Origin of the sequence: Ruegeria sp. HKCCA5463 (genome assembly GCF_013034175.1) — a bacterium.
Taxonomy (GTDB): domain Bacteria; phylum Pseudomonadota; class Alphaproteobacteria; order Rhodobacterales; family Rhodobacteraceae; genus Ruegeria.
The window spans coordinates 203,263-223,315 of record NZ_WQFL01000003.1; the positions used below are offsets into that span (position 1 = coordinate 203,263).

Sequence of the window (20,053 nt, forward strand, 5' to 3'; positions counted from 1 at the left end):
CGCCCCTGATATCGCGCAGGAGGGCCACCCATGGAAAAGTTCGGCAGAAGCCAGCCGGTGAAACGGACCGAGGATCAACGGTTCCTGACCGGGCAGGGGCGTTACATGGATAATGCGGTGCCCGGGAACGCTTTGTTTGCCGCATTCTTCCGCAGCCCGGTGGCGCATGGTGACATCACGTCTCTGGATGTCGAGGCCGCACGGGCTGCCGACGGCGTTCGGCTGGTCATGACGCTGGACGATCTGGCAGCATCAGGCATCGATACGGTGCTGAATGCGGCCGTCTTGCAGAACCGGGATGGGTCCAGGGCCGCTGCGCCCGATCGGCACATGCTGGCCAGGGATCGCGTGCGTTTCGTGGGCGAGCCGGTGGCAGTTGTCATTGCGGATACCCTGACGCAGGCGCAGAACGCGGTTGAATTGATCTGGATGGATACGCAAGAGCGCCCGGCCAAGTTGGACGTCGAGGCCGGGGGCGAGATCCTGCACGTGGAAGCGCCCGAGAACCGTGCGTTCGATTGGGGGTTGGGCGACGAAACCGCGACCCAGGCAGCCTTTCAGGCGGCCGCGCATACCGTGTCGCTGAACGTCACCGACAACAGGGTCATCATCAGTTCGCTGGAGCCGCGCGGATGTCAGGCGAACTGGTCCGAGGGGCGCCTGCATTTCTCCTACGGAGGTCAGGGCGTATGGGCGATGAAGGCCCAACTGGCGCAAAAACTGAAACTGGATGCGGACGACATACGCGTCACGACCCCGGATGTGGGTGGTGGTTTCGGTATGAAAGTCATGCCGTACCCTGAATATTTCTGCGTCTCCGTGGCGGCGATGAAGCTGGGTCAGCCGGTGCACTGGATGTCCGACCGATCCGAGGCGATGCTGTCTGATCATCATGGCCGCGATCTGACCTCGCTGGCCGAACTGGCCTTTGACGCCGATCACAAGATCACCGCCTATCGCGTCCACAGCAAGGTGAACCTTGGCGCATACAACAGCCACTTCGGTCAGGCGATCCAGACCAGCCTGTTCAGCAAAGTGCTGATGGGTGTCTATGACGTTCAGACCACCTATTTGCGGGTCGAAGGCTTCTATACGAACACGACGCAGGTGGATGCGTATCGCGGTGCGGGCCGCCCCGAGGCGATTTACGTGCTTGAACGCGCGATGGACCGCGCCGCGCGTGAACTGGGCGTTGACCCATGGGAACTGCGGCGCAGGAATTTCATCCGCCCCGCCGATTTCCCCTACACCACTTCCACCGGCGAAACGTATGATGTCGGCGATTTCGACATGGTTCTAACCCGCGCGGCCGACCAGACCACAGGGTTCGAGGCCCGCAAAGCTGCGGATGCCGAACGCGGTCTGATCCGGGGGCAGGGTCTCTGTTACTATATCGAAAGCATTTTGGGGGACCCTTCCGAAAACGCGAAGGTCGCGTTTTGCGAGGATGGAACGGTGAATCTTTACGTCGGCACACAATCGAACGGGCAGGGGCATGAGACGGTCTACGCCCAGTTCCTGTCAGATCAGACGGGTATCCCCATGGACAAGATCTCCGTCATTCAGGGCGATACCGACCGGCTTGCCCATGGCGGCGGCACTGGCGGGTCTCGCTCGGTCACGGTGCAAAGCACCGCCACCCTGGCCACGATTGACAAGATGATCGCCGCATTCACGCCTTATCTTGCCGATAAGATGGGGGTCGAGGAAAATGATGTGAGTTTTGACCACGAGACATTCCGAGCGCCGGGCTCCAACCTGACGCCGACCCTGACCGAAGCCGCCGAGATGGCGCGTGCCGATGGTCGAACGGATCTGCTGCAACATGAGGCCCGCGCCAATCTGGATGCGCGCAGCTACCCAAACGGCGCGCATGTTGCCGAAGTCGTGATCGATTCTTGCACCGGCGAAACCTGGGTGGACCGCTACACGGTGGTAGACGATTTTGGCAATCTTATCAATCCGATGCTGGCCGAAGGGCAGGTACATGGCGGGGTGGTGCAGGGTATCGGCCAGGCCCTGACCGAACATGTCGTGCACGATGCACATGGGCAACTGCTCACGGCTTCGTTTATGGATTACGCCTTGCCCCGTGCAACCGACATACCCATGATTAAGTTTACCTCGGCGCCGGTTCCGTCAACCTCGAACCCGATGGGGATGAAAGGGTGTGGCGAGGCTGGCACCGTGGGCGCACTGGCCGCTGTGGCAAACGCGGTTCAGGATGCGCTCTGGGACCACGGGGTGCGGCAGGCGGACATGCCTTTCACACCTCACAAAGTATGGGAATTGCTGACGCATGAATCTGTCGCGGCTGAGTAGAAAGGTTCTGGGATGGCTCGGGCGCCCTTTGCGGTCCGAGCATTCCGCCGAGACGCGGCACCGCGAACCGATCAGCCATGTCATCATTCTTGATGGCACCATGTCCACTCTGGAACCGGGGTTTGAAACCCACGCCGGTCAGACATTTCGCCTGTGCTGCGAGATGGGCAGCAAGGTTTCGGTGTTCTACGAGGCAGGCGTGCAGTGGGAAAGCTGGAAGTCCTCGCTGGACGTGATGATGGGCCGGGGCATCAACCGCCAGATCCGTCGCGCCTATGGGTATTTGGCGTCCCGCTACAAGCCGGGCGACAAGATCTTTTTCATCGGCTATTCGCGCGGTGCCTATGGCGTGCGCAGTCTGGCCGGCGTGATCGACATGATCGGCCTGCTCAAGGCGGAACACGCCACCGAGCGAAACATACTGCAAGCGTATCGCCACTATGAATGCAATCCAGACGGCATCGCCGCCAGCGAATTCCGCCGACGTTTCTGCCACGACGGCGTCGAGATCGAGATGATCGGCGCCTGGGACACGGTCAAGGCGCTGGGTTTGCGTCTGCCGCTGCTGTGGCGCTGGGCCGAAGAGAAGCACGCATTTCACAATCATCAGTTGGGCCCAGTCACCCGCCACGGGTATCACGCTTTGGCGCTGGATGAGACGCGCGAAGTGTTCGAACCAGTTCTGTGGACCTGCACTCCCGAGTTCAAGGGCCATGTAGAGCAGGTCTGGTTCCGTGGAACCCACGGCGACATAGGTGGCCAATTGAACGGCTACGAAGAGGCGCGGCCGCTGAGCAACATTTCCCTGATCTGGATGCTGGACAAGGCGGAATTGCACGGTCTGACATTGCCCGACGGCTGGCGCGATCGGTTTCCCATTGACCCCCATGCGCCGTCGGTTGGCACATGGCGCGGCTGGGGCAAGATTTTCCTGCTGCGAAAGCACCGCAAGGTCGGGCAGGACCCTTCAGAACGCCTGCATGTTTCAGTTTCGCCGGACGAACTGCCCGGATGGGTCGCGATGCCAAATTTACCATCGCATCCGGCGCAGTAGGGGTCAGCTTGGGACGCAGACATTTCTGACTGACACAAGCATTGCATCCGGGCGCTCAACCAGATCGAAACGCCATCTTCCTGGAGACCAGTTATAGACCCGTTGCGCATCGGGGTGATCTACTATCATCAGGCCGTGAAAGTACCATTTTGACGTGGATTTGTATCCCGTCGCAGTCGTGTAGAATGAGAAGCCCCGTAAATCGCGTACTGCCTCGATTGGCGCGTTTTTCGAGTGTTCAGCGATGCAATAGGGCGCGCCGTCCGCAATGAAATGCGCTTGAACAAGGATCATCGGAACTGTCAACAACGACCAGAGCGCGGCGATTGTCCCGATTGAAATACCAATCTTCGCCACCAGAGAAGGCTGTGGCTGCCCGCCCGATCCCGACCAATTCAGAAAGCTTACGGCGACGGCTGTCGTCAGGGTGACACCGTGCAGAATCTGGGTGTCAGAACCAAGCGAGAGCACCATGCCAAATAACGTCAGAAACAAACCGGAAACGATTGAAAAAACGGCAATACATCTGGCGACGAGTCGTGGAATCGAAGGCAATCCCAGTAGCACAAGGCCACCAACGAATGCGGGAATGGCGGGCGCAAGCCATGAATACAAGTATGTGGCCTGAAAAAACAAAGGCGGGGTTTATCCGCGCTCATTCGGCTCGAATATCGAAGGGTCAAACGGCTCGATGTATGCCGCGAAAATCAGCACGCTGTAGGCGCAGAACAGGATCTTGTATTTCATGGCGGGCTGAATGACCAAATCTCTTGGTTCAAAAAAATACTGCCCACTCATCTTGCGACGGGTGGGCAGCTGAGAAAGAAGATAATGTCACGCCGCTAAAAGCAGCGTTCATAGCTGAATTCTAACGCCGACGATCCCTGCGCGAGCTCATAGGCTGGAAGGCCACTCCCACATGCGCCTCGCAATAGGGTTTGCCCGCCTCAACCGGAAGGCCGCAGAACCAGAAATCCTCGGTCGCGGGGTCGCCCACGGGCCACTTGCAGGTTTTCTCGGTCAATTCCATCAGAGTCAGCTTCTTGGCTTTCTTTTCAACCTCGTTGACCTTGGCCAGCGCCTCGGGGCTGATCTCGTTGGCCGATGGCTGCGGTGGCAGCGGCTGACCGGCGGGGATGATCTGACGGCGGGCCGGAACGACCGGTTTCGCTTCGGCGGTCGGGGCCGGGGCCGGACGCGCCGGTTCGGTCTTGGGTGCAGGTTTGGGCTTGGCCTCGGCCTTTGGGGCGGGCGCCGGTTTTTCTTTCGGTTCCGCCTTGGCCGGGGATGCGCCTGCCGTCCGGTTCGACAGGCCCAGGCGGTGCACCTTGCCGATCACCGCATTGCGGGTCACGCCGCCCAGTTCCTTGGCAATCTGGCTGGCCGACTGGCCTTCGCCCCACATCTTCTTCAGCAGTTCAACACGCTCGTCTGTCCAGGACATCGTTAGCCTTTCAAAAGCGGAAAGCGGCCCCGGATTCGGGCCGCCTTGGGAATTCGTCTCAGCCCCCTATTCTAAACACTGCTGCCCGAGTTACAAGCTGTCTTCGAATCAGGTTGAGGGCAAATCATGCAAAATCCCGCAGATCAGACCGCGCGTCGCTTCGGAGCAGTCAACTGGATGGGCCTGTACACGCTGGCGCAGCGCGAAACCCTGCGTTTTCTGGCCGTCTGGACGCAGACGGTTCTGGCACCACTGGTTACGGCGGGGTTGTTCCTGTTGATCTTCACCATCGCCATCGGACCCAGCCGGCCCGATGTCATGGGTGTGCCGTTTGTGATGTTTTTGGCACCGGGGATCATGATGATGACGGTGATCCAGAATGCCTTTGCCAATACCTCGTCCTCGATGGTGATCGCCAAGGTGCAGGGCAATATCGTCGATACTTTGATGCCACCGCTGTCACCGCTCGAGATTCTGCTGGGCTATCTCGCGGGTGGCATTGCCCGAGGCGTGATGATCGCACTGGTGATCTCGATTGCGTTCTTGGTCTTGCTCTCCATTGCGCCTCAGCACCCCCTGATCGCGCTTACCTTTGTTGTTCTGGGTGGGGCATTCATGGGCGCGTTGGGCCTGTTTGCTGGTATCTTCGCCAACAAGTTCGACCAGATGGCAGCAATCACCAACTTTATCGTCACGCCGCTGGCCTTCCTGTCGGGTACGTTCTACTCGGTCGAGGCGCTGCCGCCCGTGCTGAACCGCCTGACCCACCTGAACCCGGTGTTCTATCTGATCGATGGTTTGCGCTATGGAATGATCGGAGTGTCCGACAGCTCTCCGTGGCTGGGGATGGCGGTATGTACGTTTGCGACTTTCGTGATCGGAGCCATCACCTGGCTGATGCTGCGCACCGGATATCGCCTCAAGGCTTAGCGCGGCCCGGCCATCGCGGCCGGTTGCACGGGCCGGGATGCAGGCGCACCCGTTCCCGCCGTGCGGGGCAGGCTCTCAGGCGCGGCGCCGCACCGCTTCTCGCCAGACCAGGATCAGCCCGCCGGCCAGGATAGTCGCAGATCCGACCAGACTGATCCAGTCGGGGATCACATCAAAGACCGCAAAGTCGTAAAGGGCGGCAAAGATCAGCGTGGCATAGCTGATCGGGGCCACAAAGGATGCATCCGCCCGCGCCATGCCGTTTACGAAACAGGCCTGGGCGCAGGCCATCAGAACGCCGATTCCCACCAATGCTGTCCACTGCTGCGGGGTCGGCATCTGAAAGACGAAGCTGACGGCCAAAGTGGCGATCAGCACCCCCATCGCGTTATTGATCAGAAGGATCTGCATCGGTGGCTCGCGCCCGGACAGCTTTTTGATGAAAACCAGCTCCATCCCGATCAGCGCAGCCGCCGCCAGCGCCAGAAGGGCTGCGGGCTGAAAGCTGGCGGGGGTCGGGCGCAGCAGGATCATCGCGCCCGTCAAGGCGACAGCCGCCGCCAGCCAGCGCCAAGGACCAACCCGCTCTTGCAGCAGCGGAATGGCCAGCACCATACCAAAGACAGGGTTCAGAAAGGATATGGCCGTCGCATCCGCCATCGGAATGAAGGCAACCGATGCGAACATCAATGTCACCCCCGCCCAGCCAAAACTGGTCCGCCCGACGTGAAGCCCCCAATGGGGCCGCACCAACCGGGGCCGCAGAGTTGCAACCGCCAGCACAACCGCCAGCAGGGCAAACAGAAACCGCCCGTGACTGATCTGCATGGCGTGCAAGGGCGGGCCCAACGCATCCGTCCCCAGCGCCTTGGCCAGCAGCGTCGTCGCCGCGATAAAGGCGGTGGCGACAAAAATGAGCGCAGCGGCAAGCGGTGGATTGTGGTGCTTGGGTTGGAACATGGCCAAGCGGTGCGCGGTTGCACAGGCTTTGGCAAGGGCAAAATTCGATCCCTGCAAAATACCGGCTTCCCAACCTGCGCAAGCATCGCTATACGGTCGGCCATGATCAAACATGTGCATATCCAACTGCTCCGACGCCGACGCATCTTTGCGTAACCGGCCTGTTTGATCTCGTGTGCCCGGCAAATCGGCACAGACCTCACCAAAATTGTTGACGAACAGGGCCTTCGTGTATCACTCACGAGGCTCATACTACCTGAAAAGGATGATCCCATGATCCCGTCCGTTCTGCCGACCTATAACCGTGCGCCCCTGACATTCGTGAAGGGCGAAGGCGCCTGGCTGACCGAGGCGGATGGCCGACGTTTCTTGGACCTCGGCGCAGGGATCGCCGTGAACGCGCTGGGCCATGCCCATCCGGCATTGGTGGCCGCGCTGACGGACCAGGCCCATGCGCTGTGGCATGTCTCGAACCTGTACAACATCCCTCAGCAACGGGCCTTGGCTGACAAGCTGGTGGAACACAGTTTTGCCGATACGGTTTTCTTCACGAACTCCGGCACGGAATCCTGCGAACTGGCCGTGAAAATGGCCCGCAAGTATTTCTATGACAAAGCTCAGCCCGAGCGGGTCGAGATCATCACTTTCGACGGTTCCTTCCACGGCCGGTCGTCAGCCGGAATCGCCGCTGCCGGGTCCGAGAAAATGACCAAGGGCTTCGGCCCTCTGCTGCCGGGTTTCGTGCATGTGGCCTTCGGCGATCTGGACGGCGTGACCGACGCCATCACCGACAAGACCGCCGCGATCCTGATCGAGCCCATCCAAGGCGAGGGCGGTATTCGCCCCGTCCCCGACGCCGAACTCAAGGCGCTGCGTCAGATCTGCGACGACAACGGGCTGCTGCTGATCCTTGATGAAGTCCAGTGCGGCGTCGGCCGGACAGGCAAGCTCTTTGCCCATGAATGGGCTGGGATCACGCCTGATATCATGATGGTCGCCAAGGGCATCGGCGGCGGCTTCCCGTTGGGCGCGGTACTGGCGACCGAGGACGCGGCATCCGGCATGACTGCGGGCACCCACGGTTCGACCTATGGCGGCAACCCGCTGGGCTGCGCGGTGGGCTGCGCGGTGATCGATCATGTGGCAACACCAGCCTTTTTGGAAAGCGTCAACCGCAAGGCGGGCCTGCTGCGCCAAAAGCTCGAAGCCCTGATCGCCGATCACCCTGAGGTGTTCGAAGAGGTGCGCGGATCGGGCCTGATGCTCGGCCTCAAGTGCAAGCCTGCCAATATTGACGTGGTCAATGCAGGTTATGACAACCTCGTCATCACCGTTCCCGCCGCCGACAACGTGATCCGCCTGTTGCCGCCTCTCACCCTGACCGAGGACGATATCGCTCAGGCCATGATCCGCCTCGACAAGGCCGCCCGGCAGATCGAGACCCAGCTCCAAACCGCCTGATTTTCATCTTTTCCCAAATACTCCGGGGGTCCGGGGGCAGCGCCCCCGGCAACCGACAGCCAGGAAACGAACCGACATGAACCATTTTCTTGATATCCACAAAACCGATTCCACCGATCTGCGGGCCATGATCGATCAGGCCGGCGTGATGAAGCAGGCGCGTTTGGGCCGCCCCAAGGCCGCCCCTGACGACGAACGGCCGCTGAAAGATCGCATGGTGGCGCTGATCTTCGAAAAGCCTTCGACGCGGACGCGCGTGTCTTTCGATGTGGGCGTGCGCCAGATGGGCGGGCAGACCATGGTGCTGTCCGGCAAGGACATGCAGCTGGGTCACGGCGAAACCATCGCCGACACTGCCCGCGTGCTGTCGCGCTATGTAGACATGATCATGATCCGCACCTTCGATGAAACCATCCTGACCGAAATGGCTGAATACTCGGACGTGCCGGTGATCAACGGCCTGACCGACCGCACCCACCCCTGCCAGATCATGGCCGACGTTCTGACATTCGAGGAACATCGCGGCCCCATCGCTGGCAAAAAGGTGGTCTGGACCGGCGATGGCAACAATGTCTGCGCTTCCTTCCTGCACGCCGCCGGACAATTCGGATTCGATCTGACCTTCACCGGCCCCGCTCAGCTTGACCCGGAAGAAGAGTTCATGGGGTTTGCCCGCCAGAAAGGTTCGAAAATCGTGATCGAAAGAGATCCGCACAAAGCGGTGGAAGGCGCGGACCTCGTCGTCGCGGACACCTGGGTTTCGATGCATGATTCCCAGTCGGCCAAAGAGCGCCGCCACAACATGCTGCGTCCATATCAGGTCAATGCTGAACTCATGTCGCATGCCAAACCGGATGCGCTGTTCATGCATTGCCTGCCGGCCCACCGCGAGGAAGAAGCGACCTCCGAGGTCATGGATGGACCGAACTCGGTCATTTTTGATGAAGCCGAAAACCGTCTGCATGCACAAAAGGCGGTGATGCGCTGGTGCCTGGGCGTCTAAGGGCGTCGACGGATATCCCACACTTTCAATTTGGCGAGCGTACTTGCGCTCGCCAAGAGGACCAGTGCGCAAAGCGCTGTTTTGGTTACGATCTCCATCGTGCCTTCGATCAGCATGGCGTGAACAAGGCTGCCGACAATCGTCACCCCGGCCAGTGCGGTGTGGCTCAGCCGCCAAAGACGAAAGCGCTGGCGCAGACGTTTGCGGAAGACCCCTAACAGGGCCGCCCCGAAAGCGGCCCACATGGCAATGACACCCCAGGCCGAGAACGGCGTTGGCGATACGAACAACAACGCATCCACCACATCCGGCGGGCTGGTAAGCCACAACCCCGCGACATGGACCACAATCGCCAGTACCAGGGTCAGACCGATCCAGCGGTGAATGTGGCGGCTCATCACTGCGGACAAGCCCGGAAGGTATCTTCCGGCCAGAAGCGGCTGCAGCAACAGCAGACCCAAGCTCAGAATTCCGGCAAACCCGGCGAGGATATAGGTTGGATCGCGCCAGGCAAGATACGGGCTGCCTGCCGCAGCGATTAAAGGAACGGCAAGGGCGGCGATCAGGGTCGCCCAAATGACACCGGTTCGGATCACCGGGATCAGAGCGGTTGCAACACGAAATGCGCAGCCAGTGTCTTGTCTTTGGAACTGGACATCACAGGCCGCAGGAACACGGTTTCGAACGCGCCGCTGTCATAGGCCAGATGCCCGTGCGGTTGACCGAATGCAGGAACGATCTGCGGCATTTCCAGGCGGAATTCACCCTTTTCATCCGTCAAGGTCGCCCCATGGCTTTGCGGGTCACGCTCGTGCCCTTCTGTGGTATGGGCCCAGATCTGAATGCGCTGGCCGGGCAGGGGAGCGCCATCGCCCGCCCGTCGTACGGTGCCGGTCATCCAGAACCCGCCGCCACCGATCCGGTCCACGATTGGCGCACCGGGGCGATAGTTGTTCGATCCGCCCCGCATCGAAGGCGTCGGCGCAATCCCGGCTGCGCGGGCAGGCACCAAAAGCCCTGTGGCGCCGGTCGCCAAAACGGCAACACCTTGGGTGATCAGGGAACGACGGGACAGCAACGCATCTGTCATCGAGAAACCTCCAATACGCGATCCAATCTTGTCAGTCTGCGGCTTCCATCTGAAACATAGCATGTTTCTTTCAAAATCCGAGGCCGTGCGCGGTAGGATCCCCGCGCCTTCACGGTTCTGTGAGTGATTCCGGGTTGTCGAAACGAATCTCTTTGACCTCTGGCGGTGCGTGGTGCGATGCTCTGGGCCACCGAACCACATCGGGATGATCATTCCATGACGACAGCAGATCTGGTTACACAGGAAGACATTGCCGCCTTCCAACGCGATGGTGCTGTTGTTCTGCGGTCGAAATTCTCATCCGACTGGTTGTCATTGCTGCGCGCAGGTATCGACGCCGACCTTGACACGCCGACCGATAATTTCACCCGTCATACCAAGGATCCGAACGCCCCGGGCTATTACGAAGACTACTGGGCCTGGAACAAAATCCCGCAATTCAACGAATTTGTTCACAAGTCCCCATGCGCACCACTTGCTGCCGGGTTGCTGGGGGCGCCATCCATCAACCTTGTCATGGACAACTGGTTCCTGCGCGAGGCCGGCTCGACCTCGCGCCCGCCCTTCCATCAGGACCTGTCTTACTTCGACTTCGAAGGCACGATGTGCGTCCTTTGGCTGCCGCTGGAACCCGTGACCAAGGAAAACGGCATCGCATTCGTGAAGGGCTCACACCTATGGGACAAGCTGTTCATGCGGGTGCGGTTTGCCGATGGACATCCCAGCTATGAGCCCACCGAAGTCGCCGGGCTGACCTATCACCCGCCACCCGATGTCAATTCCGACCCCGGCGCGTATGAGCTGCTGCAATGGGATCTGGAGCTTGGGGATTGTATCTTTTTCGACATGCGAACGCTGCATGGCGGGCTGTCCTCGACCACGCCGTCGGAAACGGTGCGGCGCTTCACCCTTCGCATGACGGCACCTGATGGTGTCATCCGGTATCGCGGCGACTGGGCCAAGGACGAGCGCGCGCAGTTCGAGGCGGCAGGCTATGGCGAGGGGGATCGGATTGACGGGCCGTTTTTCCCGCAACTCTGGCCGCGTTGATTGGAACGGCGCCGCACTCAATCTGTGCGATTGTGCACTTTATGGGCTGCTTTGCGTGGCTATTTCTTACCTGAGTGAACGCGGGTGGCCTGACCATCTGCAACGAAGGGAGAGCTGAAATGAGTTGGAACCCGACACACAATCCGGACTGCATCTCGGAGAATCCGGCGCTGGACACATTAATCATCCCGCGTGCCCGTGACCTGGGAGGGTTCGAAGTGCGCCGCGCGTTGCCTTCGGTAAAACGACAGTTGGTGGGCCCGTTCATCTTTTTCGATCAAATGGGCCCCGCTGAATTCATCACCGAAGGCGGCATCGACGTGCGGCCCCACCCCCATATCGGACTGGGCACGGTCACCTATCTGTACCAGGGCGAATTCGAGCACCGCGACAGCCTTGGCACACATCAGATGATCTATCCCGGCGAGGTCAACTGGATGGTTGCAGGGCGTGGTGTCACCCATTCCGAGCGCACCAGTGACGAAACACGCGGCAGGAAACACAGCCTGTTCGGCATTCAGACCTGGATCGCCTTGCCCGAAGCGCATGAGGATATGGCCCCGGATTTCGAACATCACAAACAGGCCGCGCTGCCACATATTCAGGATGCAGGCGTCAGCGCCCAATTGATCCTGGGTTCAGCCTATGGTGAGACCAGCCCGGTCACGATGCTGTCCGAAACCTTCTATCTCGACGTGCAATTGGAACCCGGCGCGTCTTTCCCTCTGCCTGACGACCACGAAGATCGCGGTGTCTATGTCACGCAAGGTTCGGTCGAAATCGCGGGTGACAGGTTTGACGAGGGCCGCATGATGGTGTTCCGGCCCGGGGACAAGCTGTCTGTCAAGGCTGGTGCGCTGGGCGCGCGGCTGATGCTGCTGGGCGGAGCGACCCTGAATGAAGACCGCTACATCTGGTGGAATTTCGTTTCGTCTTCGAAGGAAAAGATCGAAACCGCAACCCGTGAGTGGAAAAGCGCCGATTGGGCCAATGGTGCATTTCAACTGCCTCCGGGTGACGATCAGGAATTTATCCCTATTTCCAAAGAGCTTGAGCGCACCAAACCCCGGCTGGCCCGCTAGCGCGTGACGTCGGGGGCAAGCGGGCTTGTGTCACGGGACGTTTGCGGTGATCCTTTTCGGGTGTACCGGAGGGGGTATCATGAATCTTGTCCTTGCAGGCGCGGGCAGCATCGGCTGTTACTGTGGTGCTTTGCTGGCCCGGTCGGGGCACTCCGTGACCTTGCTGGGCCGCGCCCGTGTGCTGGACCCGATCCGAGAGCACGGGCTGAAGGTCACTGACTTTGATGGCCTTGACGTCACGATTCCGACCGAGGGCCTGACGCTCAGCGAAGATCCGGCCTGTCTGGATCAGGCCGAACTGGTCATCGTCACCGTCAAATCGGGTGCAACCGCAGACATGGCCGAGCAAATTGAGCGCTTTGCGCGGCAGGATGCCCCGATCCTGTCCTGGCAAAACGGTATCGAAGCTGCCGCAACATTGCGCAATGCCCTTCCCGGGCGCGACATACGCGCCGGAATGGTTCCGTTCAACGTGGTGCCGACTGCCCCCGCCACCTATCATCGGGCCACGTCCGGAGAGATCGTCATCCAAAGCGGCGCTGGTGATCTGGCCGCGCAGCTGAGCAGCGCAGACCTTCCCGTCATATCCAGCGACCAGATCGAAGCCGTGCAATGGGGCAAGCTGGTGATCAACCTGAACAATGCGCTCAATGCCTTGTCTGGCCTCACGCTGGTGGATCAGCTGATGAACCGCGACTGGCGCAATCTCATGGCGGATCAGATGTCCGAGGCGCTGACCGTCCTCAAGGCGGCGGGTCATCCCGTGGCCTCGACCACACCGCTTCCGGCATGGATGACCCCGCATATTCTGCGGCTGCCGACACCGCTGTTTACCCGCATCGCGGCCCGGATGCTGACAATCGACCCGAGCGCGCGAACGTCCATGGCCTATGACCTCATGGCCGAGCGGCAAACGGAAATTGACAGCCTGCAAGGTCACATCATCCGGATGGGTCACGAAACCGGAGTGCCGACACCCATCTGCACGCAGGTGTCCGACCTGATCAAACATGCACCCGATCACCCGTTGTCGCCGGAACAGATCAGGCTCTGACGTCAACCCTCAGGCGAACGCGGTCAGCACCCAGTAAATGACGGCCGACATGGTTGCGGCGGCGGGCACGGTGACAATCCACGCGGCCACGATGGTCATGAAATGCGACCGCCGTACCAGCTTGCGACGGCGGAATTCTTCCGGGGCAAGGTGTTGTGCTGTGCGTTGAAGCTTTCCCCGCTTGCGCCGGCGCTCGGAATCCCACTCGCGGTAGAAGCCGACGCCAAAGACGGCACCAACGGCGATATGGGTCGAACTGACCGGCAGGCCAAGCCAGCTGGCCAGAATCACGGTGATCGCCGCCGACAGGGCGACGCAAAAGGCGCGTATCGGGTTCAGCTTGGTGATCTGGCGGCCCACCATCCGGATGAGCCTGGGGCCGAACAGAAACAGACCGAAGGAAATCCCGAACGCTCCGATGATCATCACCCAAAGCGGGATTGGAACTCTCGCGGCGAACTCTCCGAACTCGACCGCGTGGACAATCGCGGCCAGCGGGCCGACCGCATTGGCCACGTCATTTGCGCCGTGGGCAAAGCTCAGGAACGTGGCCGAGATCACAAGCGGCAGGCCAAACAGCGTCTTCAGCGACCGGGTCCGGTTCTCCATCCCTTCGGATCTGCGTTTGACCCACGGGACGGTCACGGACCAGGTCAGCAGCCCCACGCCCAACCCGATCAACAGGGCCATCTTGGGGTCGATATGCACGATCCGTTGCAGGCCTTTGACGGACAGATAGGTGGCAAAGGCCCCCGCCATCACCGCCAAAAGGATAGGTACCCATTTTCGCGCGGCGGCGATCTTGTCGTCCTGATTTTGGATTTTCGACTTGATCAGCGCCAGAAAAGCCGCGGCAACCGCCCCCCCGAGCATCGGCGAAATCACCCAGCTGGCTGCAATTGCACTCATCGTGCCCCAGCTCACCGCGCTCAGGCCCGCTGCTGCAATGCCTGCACCCATCACCCCGCCCACGACTGAATGCGTTGTGGACACAGGGGCGCCGATCCAGGTCGCCAGGTTGACCCACATGGCCGAAGATATCAGCGCTGCCATCATGGCCCAGATGAACACCTCGCTGTTTTGCACCGAGGCGGGGTCGACAATCCCCTTTGAGATGGTCGAGACCACGTCACCCCCCGCAAGCAACGCACCTGCGCTTTCGGCTATGGCGGCGATCACGATGGCGCCGCCCATGGTAAGCACATTCGCACCGACCGCTGGGCCCATGTTGTTGGCCACGTCATTGGCACCGACATTGATCGCCATATAGGCCCCGAACGCGGCCGCCGCGACCACGACATGGCTGCCATCCGCCCGACCGAACAGGACCGCCGCCGTCAGCCCGGCAAGCGCCATGAAGGCCAGTGCGACCCCCGGTGCCAGCAGGTGGCGCGCGACATGGATGTTGGCGGTTTCGACCCGCGAAATTCGGTGCAGGTCGCTGTCCAACGTTTGCCAGCGTGGTTTCGGATTCGTGTCAGACATGAACTTGGTCAGATATTGAAAGATCGTGCGCCACTAACGGTATCCGGATGCTCAGGCAAGCTGGGTGCCATCGAAATGTTGCGAATTCCTTACAGTCTGCGCAGCAAGGCCTGAAGCTCGGGCTCTTGCACCAGAGTGGCCGCTTCAGCCGGCGAAAACCAGCTGCGCTCGCGCTGATCGGCCTCGGGAAAGTCATCAGCCAGCGCACGTACCGAAATCCTGTAGACATTGGTCAATACCGGTTGCGCCGATCCGTCTTTGAGAATCTTGTCGTAAGTGAATTGGCCGATGGGTTCATCGTGAACTGCATCCGCGCGCACCCCGGACTCTTCCCAGGCCTCCTGGAGGGCGGTTTCCGCGCCACTCAAACCATCGATGGGCCAGCCTTTCGGGATGATCCAGCGTTTGGTGTCTCGGCTGGTGATCAGAAGGACCTGATCCTGCCCATCATGAGTGCGGGTGCACAACGCCGCAAACTGCACCCGTCGGGGGCGCAGGAACAGCGGACGTCCTACCTCTTCCCAGATATTTTGCAGCCATGCATTCATCAGTTATTTTGTCAGTCTACTCTATGCCTTCAAAGTTGATACGACTTAACAACGGAAATGGTGAGTTTCAATTAAACCTTCCAGTTTTGGCCGGGTTTGGCCGATTTTTGAGGGTTTTCTGGGTTGTTTTGTGGATTATGGGCAAGGCTCGGGCTTTGCTGACGGCTCTAGTCACGTCTGCGTTTTGCCCTCAGCGTGGGATCAGCCTGGGTCGGGTCTTCGGGCCAGGGGTGTTTGGGGTATTGCGCCCTCATGTCCTTGCGTACATCCGCGTAAGAGCCCGCCCAGAAACCGGGCAGGTCAAGCGTTATTTGGATCGGGCGCTGCGCCGGTGACAGCAGAGTGATCTTCAAAGGCTGGCCGCCGATCGCCGGGTGTTGGGTCACGCCAAACACTTCCTGCAAACGGACCGAGATTTCCGGCACGGCCGCGCTGTAATCAATTGGCACCTTGCGCCCCAGCGGCGTTTCAAATGACCCCGGAGCGCGCCGGTCCAGTTCCTGCGTCTGCGCCCAGTCCAGCCGCGCGCGCAGGGCGGGCAAAAGGTCGAATTTCTTCCAGTCTTCAGCGCTTTTGACCCCTGACAGCATGGGCAGCAACCAGTCCTCCATGTCGGCCATCAGGCCTGCGACCGAAAAATCGGGCAGATCGACGCCATCGGCGCGCACCAGTTCGACACGGGCGGCCAGGCGCGCGGCGGCACCCTCCAGCCGCAGGCCAAGATCGCGTATCCCATCCAGCATCGCGCGGGCCACGGCGTCGTCCGGGACGTCCTTCCATATGCGGTCGTCCAACGTGATCGCGCCGAACCGCTCTTGCCGCCGCGACACGACCCGCCGCTCGCGCTTGGACCAGGCGCACGTCTCGACCCAGCCGATCTGATCCGCGAACAGATCGCGGATGTCGCGTTCCGAAATCTGGGTGGCCATCCGGACCTTCGCCTCGCGCGGGTTGCCATCCGTGTCGATGGCGACCAGAAACGGCGCGTTGGCCAGTGAATCCGCACTGTCCAGAACAACGCCTTTCCCCCCTGACAGCACATAGCGCGGCGCGTCACCCTTGCGCCGCTGCCCGATGCGGTCAGGATAGGCCAGCGCAGCCATGGCGGCGTGGCTCAGATCGGCCGAGTCGCCCTTGACCTGTTTCCGCAGCCGTCTGGTCTCGGCATTGATCCGATCCACTGCGCCCATGTTGACCTGCCAGACCCTGTTGCGCTGAAAGGCCCGGGGGTCGCGCAGCGCCACTTGCCGCAGGGTGATATCCACCGGCGCACCGCGAAGGGGGTCACGCTCGGCCATCAACGCCGCCAACGGGGCGGCGTTCGGACCGGCCCGCACAAGCATGTGCCCCAACCGGGGATGCACGGGCAGTGCTGCCAGGGCGCGCCCATGATCGGTGATCCGTCCATTGGTATCGAGTGCGCCCAGCATTGCCAGCAAAGCCCGCGCCTCGGCCATCGCCCCCTCGGGAGGTAGAGTCAGAAAGGCAAGATCGGCCGCGTCAGCGCCCCACAGGGACAGCTCCAACGCCAGCCCGGTCAGGTCCGCCGCTTCGATCTCGGCAGGCGGGTAGGCGGCCAGGGCACCGTCTTCCCCCTTCGACCAGAGCCGGTAACACACCCCTTCGGCCACCCGTCCGGCCCGGCCCGCGCGCTGTGTGGCCTCGGCCCGGGTCACCCGTTCGGTCACCAGCCGGGACATGCCCGATCCCGGATCGAATCGAGCCCGCCGGGCCTGTCCCATATCCACCACGACCTTGATGTCGGGGATCGTCAGCGAGGTTTCGGCAATCGACGTCGCCAGCACGACTTTGCGCCCATGTTCCACCGGGGCAATCGCCGCACGCTGGGCCGCAAAGGGCATGGCTCCGAATAACGGGCGCACCACGCAACTGTCGGGCAACCGACCGTTCAAATGGCTTTCAGCGCGTCGGATTTCACCCTCTCCCGGCAGGAAAACCAGAATTCCGCGTCCGGACTTCCGCGTCTCACGCTCGGCCTGCACCACCAGATCGATCAACGCATCCAACCGTCGCGCTTGCGGCCCCAATGGCCGATCCAGCCAGCGCGTCTCAACCGGAAAGCTGCGCCCGTCCGATGTGACCAGAGGGGCCGCCATCAACGCGCCGACGGGATCCGCATCCAGCGTGGCTGACATGGCCAGCAGGATCAGATCGTCCCGCAATGCGTCGGTCACCTCGAGGCACAAGGCCAGCCCCAGATCGGCGTTCAGAGATCGTTCGTGGAATTCATCGAAAATCACCGCGCCAATTCCCGGCAGATCCGGGTTGGATTGCAGCATCCGGGTCAGGATGCCCTCGGTCACCACCTCGATCCGGGTGTCTTTCGACACTTTCGCCTCGCCACGTACACGGTAGCCCACGGTCTGTCCCGCGCGCTCTCCCAACGTCTCGGCCATCCGCTCGGCCGCGGCCCGGGCCGCCAGCCGCCGGGGTTCCAGCATCACGATCCTGCCATCGCACAGACCCGCCTCGAGCATTGCCAGGGGAACCCGCGTGGTCTTGCCCGCCCCCGGTGGGGCCTGCAATACCGCGCGACCCTGCGCGCGCAATCTGTCCAGCAGTTCGGGAATGGCGTCGTCGATGGGCAGGCGTATCGTCATCCGGCTCTTATCCGCGATCATGCTGGTGTCGTCCAGTTCTCTCGCCGGCGCGTTCTGGTGACACCGGGGCTGCAGGTCCAACCCTGAACGGCCAAGCGACGCACGAATTGACGCAGCTTTCGCTTTGATCGTATTTCCGGCGACCTGCGGTCTGGACAAACGCCCCCCGAGCGCGGCAACTATTCCTGCCTCTAGGATCGGGACAAGAATGCAGACAGACAGCCTCAGCGACAGGATTTTGAAGGGCGAGCGCCGGGCGCTGGCCCGCGCGATCACACTGGTGGAAAGCAATCGTGCCGATCATCGTGCACAGGCCAGCGAGCTGTTGGCCCAGCTCGCGGGATCGGGGCGTCAGGCGCTCCGGATCGGTTTGTCGGGTACGCCCGGGGTGGGCAAGTCCACCTTCATCGAAAGCTTTGGCATGATGCTGACGGGGCTGGGGCTGCGTGTCGCGGTTCTGGCGGTCGATCCCAGCTCTGCCCGTTCGGGGGGCTCGATTCTGGGGGACAAAACCCGGATGGAACGCCTGAGCCGCGAGAAGAACGCCTTTATCCGCCCCTCCCCCAGCCAGAGCCATCTCGGCGGCGTTGCCCGACGGACCCGTGAGGCCATCGCCCTCTGCGAGGCCGCAGGCTATGACGTGGTGCTGATTGAAACCGTGGGCGTCGGGCAGTCCGAAACGGTGGTGTCCGAATTGTCGGACCTGTTCCTGTTGCTGTTGGCCCCGGCGGGTGGGGACGAATTGCAGGGTGTCAAACGTGGCATCATGGAGATGGCCGATATCATCCTGATCAACAAGGCGGATGGCGACCTGAAGGCCACGGCGACCCGGACATGCGCAGACTATGCCGGTGCGTTGCGATTGCTGCGCAAGCGCCCGCAGGATCCCGAAGGTTTCCCCAAGGCAATGACCGTTTCAGCGGTCGAAGAACAGGGGCTGGAGCAAGCCTGGGACGAGATGCAATCCCTGACCCGGTGGCGCCGCGACAACGGTATCTGGGAAGCCAACCGGGCCGCCCAGGCGCGATACTGGTTCGATCAGGAAGTCCGCCATGCCCTTCTGGCCCGGCTCGACACGCCGCAGGCCAAGGCCGAGATGGAACGCCTGAACGCCGAAGTCTCGGCCGGGCGTCTGAACCCGGCCCGCGCGGCCGAAGAACTGCTTGGCACACTGAGCTGACGGGGTGAAAGGGGGCAAGGTTTCAAAGGCGGGCGCAAAATGAAAGAATTCGTTCGGTCCGTCTTGACCCTTCCTGCGATTCCCACTACACGCATCCAACCAGTTTTCGGGCGCGACTTCGGGTTGTGCCCCTTGTGATTTGGCCGAGGGCTTTGTGCCCGGCCTCCAGAAACAAAGGAAGAAACCATGTCGCGCCGTTGCGAACTGACCGGAAAAGGCCCGATGACTGGCAACAATGTCAGCCATGCCAAAAACAGAACTCGTCGTCGTTTCCTGCCGAACCTGAATGACGTTACCCTGCAGTCCGAGACCCTGGGCCGCGGCGTGAAGCTGCGCATCTCGGCAGCCGCTCTGCGTTCGGTTGACCACCGCGGTGGTCTGGACGCATTCCTGGCCAAAGCCAAGGATGAAGAACTGTCGGCGAACGCACTGAAAGTGAAGAAGGAAATCGCCAAGGCGCAAGCCACGGCCTAAGCCTTTTCGCTTGTTGATTTTCAGGCCCTGCACCTCTGTGGTGCAGGGCTTTTTCGTTTTGAGCCGCCCGCTGCAGCCCGACACTGTTTTCAATTTCGAAATTATTTTCCGCTATTGGTGAATTGCTTCACATACGGAATGCCGAATCTGACCTATCGTCACTGTCATTCATCAGGCGGGGGCCTCACTATGACGTTAAAAAGTTTCTACCTTTTCCTGTTTCTGGCCGCGGTTTTTCGCAAAGCAATTTCGGCTTGTACGCGGATGCAGCGCAGGGTGAATCGTTCCCACACCA

The 20,053-nt window shown here is 61.1% G+C and carries 18 protein-coding genes; 10 read left to right on the forward strand and 8 right to left on the reverse strand.

What is annotated here, in order from left to right:
- Positions 1 to 30: 30 nt before the first annotated feature.
- Positions 31 to 2,322 carry a xanthine dehydrogenase family protein molybdopterin-binding subunit gene (locus GOW09_RS09170; RefSeq protein ID WP_171117597.1) on the forward strand — a complete coding sequence of 764 codons (2,292 nt, stop codon included), beginning with the start codon at positions 31 to 33 and terminating at the stop codon, positions 2,320 to 2,322.
- On the forward strand, positions 2,300 to 3,376 hold the full coding sequence (locus GOW09_RS09175; RefSeq protein WP_152457297.1) for a DUF2235 domain-containing protein: 1,077 nt from the start codon (positions 2,300 to 2,302) through the stop codon (positions 3,374 to 3,376). The genes GOW09_RS09170 and GOW09_RS09175 overlap by 23 nt, the downstream gene beginning before the upstream one ends.
- Before the next feature lie 3 nt (positions 3,377 to 3,379).
- Here the strand turns inward: GOW09_RS09175 and GOW09_RS09180 are convergent, their stop codons facing one another.
- Together GOW09_RS09180 and GOW09_RS09185 are read right to left on the reverse strand one after the other, a co-directional pair.
- Positions 3,380 to 3,850 (reverse strand): hypothetical protein, encoded by a 471-nt coding sequence (locus tag GOW09_RS09180; RefSeq protein WP_171117599.1) that lies wholly within the window; start codon positions 3,848 to 3,850, stop codon positions 3,380 to 3,382.
- Between the two features lie 394 nt (positions 3,851 to 4,244).
- Complete coding sequence (locus GOW09_RS09185) at positions 4,245 to 4,820, reverse strand: GcrA family cell cycle regulator (RefSeq protein ID WP_152457300.1); 576 nt, start codon at positions 4,818 to 4,820, stop codon at positions 4,245 to 4,247.
- Positions 4,821 to 4,946: 126 nt separating this feature from the next.
- Between GOW09_RS09185 and GOW09_RS09190 the strand changes: the two genes are divergently transcribed.
- A complete protein-coding gene (locus tag GOW09_RS09190; RefSeq protein ID WP_152457301.1) occupies positions 4,947 to 5,750 on the forward strand; it encodes an ABC transporter permease in 804 nt (267 codons plus the stop codon).
- Between the two features lie 75 nt (positions 5,751 to 5,825).
- Here the strand turns inward: GOW09_RS09190 and GOW09_RS09195 are convergent, their stop codons facing one another.
- Positions 5,826 to 6,710, reverse strand: coding sequence for a DMT family transporter (locus tag GOW09_RS09195; RefSeq protein ID WP_171117888.1), 885 nt, complete (start codon positions 6,708 to 6,710; stop codon positions 5,826 to 5,828).
- 273 nt (positions 6,711 to 6,983) lie between these two features.
- Between GOW09_RS09195 and GOW09_RS09200 the strand changes: the two genes are divergently transcribed.
- Positions 6,984 to 8,171: an aspartate aminotransferase family protein gene (locus GOW09_RS09200; protein ID WP_171117601.1), complete on the forward strand. Its 1,188-nt coding sequence runs from the start codon at positions 6,984 to 6,986 to the stop codon at positions 8,169 to 8,171.
- Positions 8,172 to 8,247: 76 nt separating this feature from the next.
- Complete coding sequence (gene argF / locus GOW09_RS09205) at positions 8,248 to 9,174, forward strand: ornithine carbamoyltransferase (RefSeq protein WP_171117603.1); 927 nt, start codon at positions 8,248 to 8,250, stop codon at positions 9,172 to 9,174.
- On the opposite strand, the gene GOW09_RS09210 is transcribed toward argF, so the two are convergent.
- Together GOW09_RS09210 and GOW09_RS09215 are read right to left on the reverse strand one after the other, a co-directional pair.
- Positions 9,171 to 9,767, reverse strand: coding sequence for a ferric reductase-like transmembrane domain-containing protein (locus GOW09_RS09210; protein WP_371807895.1), 597 nt, complete (start codon positions 9,765 to 9,767; stop codon positions 9,171 to 9,173). The two genes, argF and GOW09_RS09210, sit on opposite strands and share 4 nt — an antisense overlap.
- Positions 9,768 to 9,775: 8 nt before the next feature.
- The gene (locus GOW09_RS09215) at positions 9,776 to 10,264 is read right to left on the reverse strand and encodes a twin-arginine translocation pathway signal (protein WP_171117607.1); all 489 of its coding nucleotides are present in this window, start codon (positions 10,262 to 10,264) and stop codon (positions 9,776 to 9,778) included.
- A gap of 216 nt (positions 10,265 to 10,480) precedes the next feature.
- Here GOW09_RS09215 and GOW09_RS09220 point away from each other — a divergent pair, with 216 nt between their 5' ends.
- The 3 genes from GOW09_RS09220 to GOW09_RS09230 all read left to right on the forward strand — a co-directional run bounded on the left by GOW09_RS09220 (position 10,481) and on the right by GOW09_RS09230 (position 13,450).
- Positions 10,481 to 11,314: a phytanoyl-CoA dioxygenase family protein gene (locus tag GOW09_RS09220; protein WP_171117609.1), complete on the forward strand. Its 834-nt coding sequence runs from the start codon at positions 10,481 to 10,483 to the stop codon at positions 11,312 to 11,314.
- 119 nt (positions 11,315 to 11,433) lie between these two features.
- Positions 11,434 to 12,396, forward strand: coding sequence for a pirin family protein (locus GOW09_RS09225; protein WP_171117611.1), 963 nt, complete (start codon positions 11,434 to 11,436; stop codon positions 12,394 to 12,396).
- Positions 12,397 to 12,475: 79 nt separating this feature from the next.
- Positions 12,476 to 13,450 carry a 2-dehydropantoate 2-reductase gene (locus tag GOW09_RS09230; protein WP_171117613.1) on the forward strand — a complete coding sequence of 325 codons (975 nt, stop codon included), beginning with the start codon at positions 12,476 to 12,478 and terminating at the stop codon, positions 13,448 to 13,450.
- 9 nt (positions 13,451 to 13,459) lie between these two features.
- On the opposite strand, the gene GOW09_RS09235 is transcribed toward GOW09_RS09230, so the two are convergent.
- The 3 genes from GOW09_RS09235 to hrpB form a co-directional block, all read right to left on the reverse strand.
- Entirely contained in the window at positions 13,460 to 14,935 is a 1,476-nt protein-coding gene (locus GOW09_RS09235) for an inorganic phosphate transporter (protein ID WP_171117615.1), read from the reverse strand.
- Positions 14,936 to 15,024: 89 nt separating this feature from the next.
- On the reverse strand, positions 15,025 to 15,483 hold the full coding sequence (locus GOW09_RS09240; RefSeq protein WP_171117617.1) for an NUDIX hydrolase: 459 nt from the start codon (positions 15,481 to 15,483) through the stop codon (positions 15,025 to 15,027).
- A gap of 167 nt (positions 15,484 to 15,650) precedes the next feature.
- The gene (hrpB, locus tag GOW09_RS09245; RefSeq protein WP_171117890.1) at positions 15,651 to 18,104 is read right to left on the reverse strand and encodes an ATP-dependent helicase HrpB; all 2,454 of its coding nucleotides are present in this window, start codon (positions 18,102 to 18,104) and stop codon (positions 15,651 to 15,653) included.
- A gap of 208 nt (positions 18,105 to 18,312) precedes the next feature.
- Here hrpB and meaB point away from each other — a divergent pair, with 208 nt between their 5' ends.
- A complete protein-coding gene (gene meaB, locus GOW09_RS09250) occupies positions 18,313 to 19,284 on the forward strand; it encodes a methylmalonyl Co-A mutase-associated GTPase MeaB (protein WP_171117618.1) in 972 nt (323 codons plus the stop codon).
- A gap of 186 nt (positions 19,285 to 19,470) precedes the next feature.
- Complete coding sequence (gene rpmB / locus GOW09_RS09255; RefSeq protein WP_050603240.1) at positions 19,471 to 19,758, forward strand: 50S ribosomal protein L28; 288 nt, start codon at positions 19,471 to 19,473, stop codon at positions 19,756 to 19,758.
- Positions 19,759 to 20,053 lie beyond the last annotated feature (295 nt).

Bases quoted from the DNA above. Each gene is read 5' to 3' on its own strand.
- GOW09_RS09170 (WP_171117597.1), top strand. From the start codon at position 31: ATGGAAAAGTTCGGCAGAAGCCAGCCGGTGAAACGGACCGAGGATCAA.
- GOW09_RS09175 (WP_152457297.1), top strand. From the start codon at position 2,300: ATGAATCTGTCGCGGCTGAGTAGAAAGGTTCTGGGATGGCTCGGGCGC.
- GOW09_RS09180 (WP_171117599.1), bottom strand. From the start codon at position 3,850: ATGGTGCTCTCGCTTGGTTCTGACACCCAGATTCTGCACGGTGTCACC.
- GOW09_RS09185 (WP_152457300.1), bottom strand. From the start codon at position 4,820: ATGTCCTGGACAGACGAGCGTGTTGAACTGCTGAAGAAGATGTGGGGC.
- GOW09_RS09190 (WP_152457301.1), top strand. From the start codon at position 4,947: ATGCAAAATCCCGCAGATCAGACCGCGCGTCGCTTCGGAGCAGTCAAC.
- GOW09_RS09195 (WP_171117888.1), bottom strand. From the start codon at position 6,710: ATGTTCCAACCCAAGCACCACAATCCACCGCTTGCCGCTGCGCTCATT.
- GOW09_RS09200 (WP_171117601.1), top strand. From the start codon at position 6,984: ATGATCCCGTCCGTTCTGCCGACCTATAACCGTGCGCCCCTGACATTC.
- argF (WP_171117603.1), top strand. From the start codon at position 8,248: ATGAACCATTTTCTTGATATCCACAAAACCGATTCCACCGATCTGCGG.
- GOW09_RS09215 (WP_171117607.1), bottom strand. From the start codon at position 10,264: ATGACAGATGCGTTGCTGTCCCGTCGTTCCCTGATCACCCAAGGTGTT.
- GOW09_RS09220 (WP_171117609.1), top strand. From the start codon at position 10,481: ATGACGACAGCAGATCTGGTTACACAGGAAGACATTGCCGCCTTCCAA.
- GOW09_RS09225 (WP_171117611.1), top strand. From the start codon at position 11,434: ATGAGTTGGAACCCGACACACAATCCGGACTGCATCTCGGAGAATCCG.
- GOW09_RS09230 (WP_171117613.1), top strand. From the start codon at position 12,476: ATGAATCTTGTCCTTGCAGGCGCGGGCAGCATCGGCTGTTACTGTGGT.
- GOW09_RS09235 (WP_171117615.1), bottom strand. From the start codon at position 14,935: ATGTCTGACACGAATCCGAAACCACGCTGGCAAACGTTGGACAGCGAC.
- GOW09_RS09240 (WP_171117617.1), bottom strand. From the start codon at position 15,483: ATGAATGCATGGCTGCAAAATATCTGGGAAGAGGTAGGACGTCCGCTG.
- hrpB (WP_171117890.1), bottom strand. From the start codon at position 18,104: ATGACGATACGCCTGCCCATCGACGACGCCATTCCCGAACTGCTGGAC.
- meaB (WP_171117618.1), top strand. From the start codon at position 18,313: ATGCAGACAGACAGCCTCAGCGACAGGATTTTGAAGGGCGAGCGCCGG.
- rpmB (WP_050603240.1), top strand. From the start codon at position 19,471: ATGTCGCGCCGTTGCGAACTGACCGGAAAAGGCCCGATGACTGGCAAC.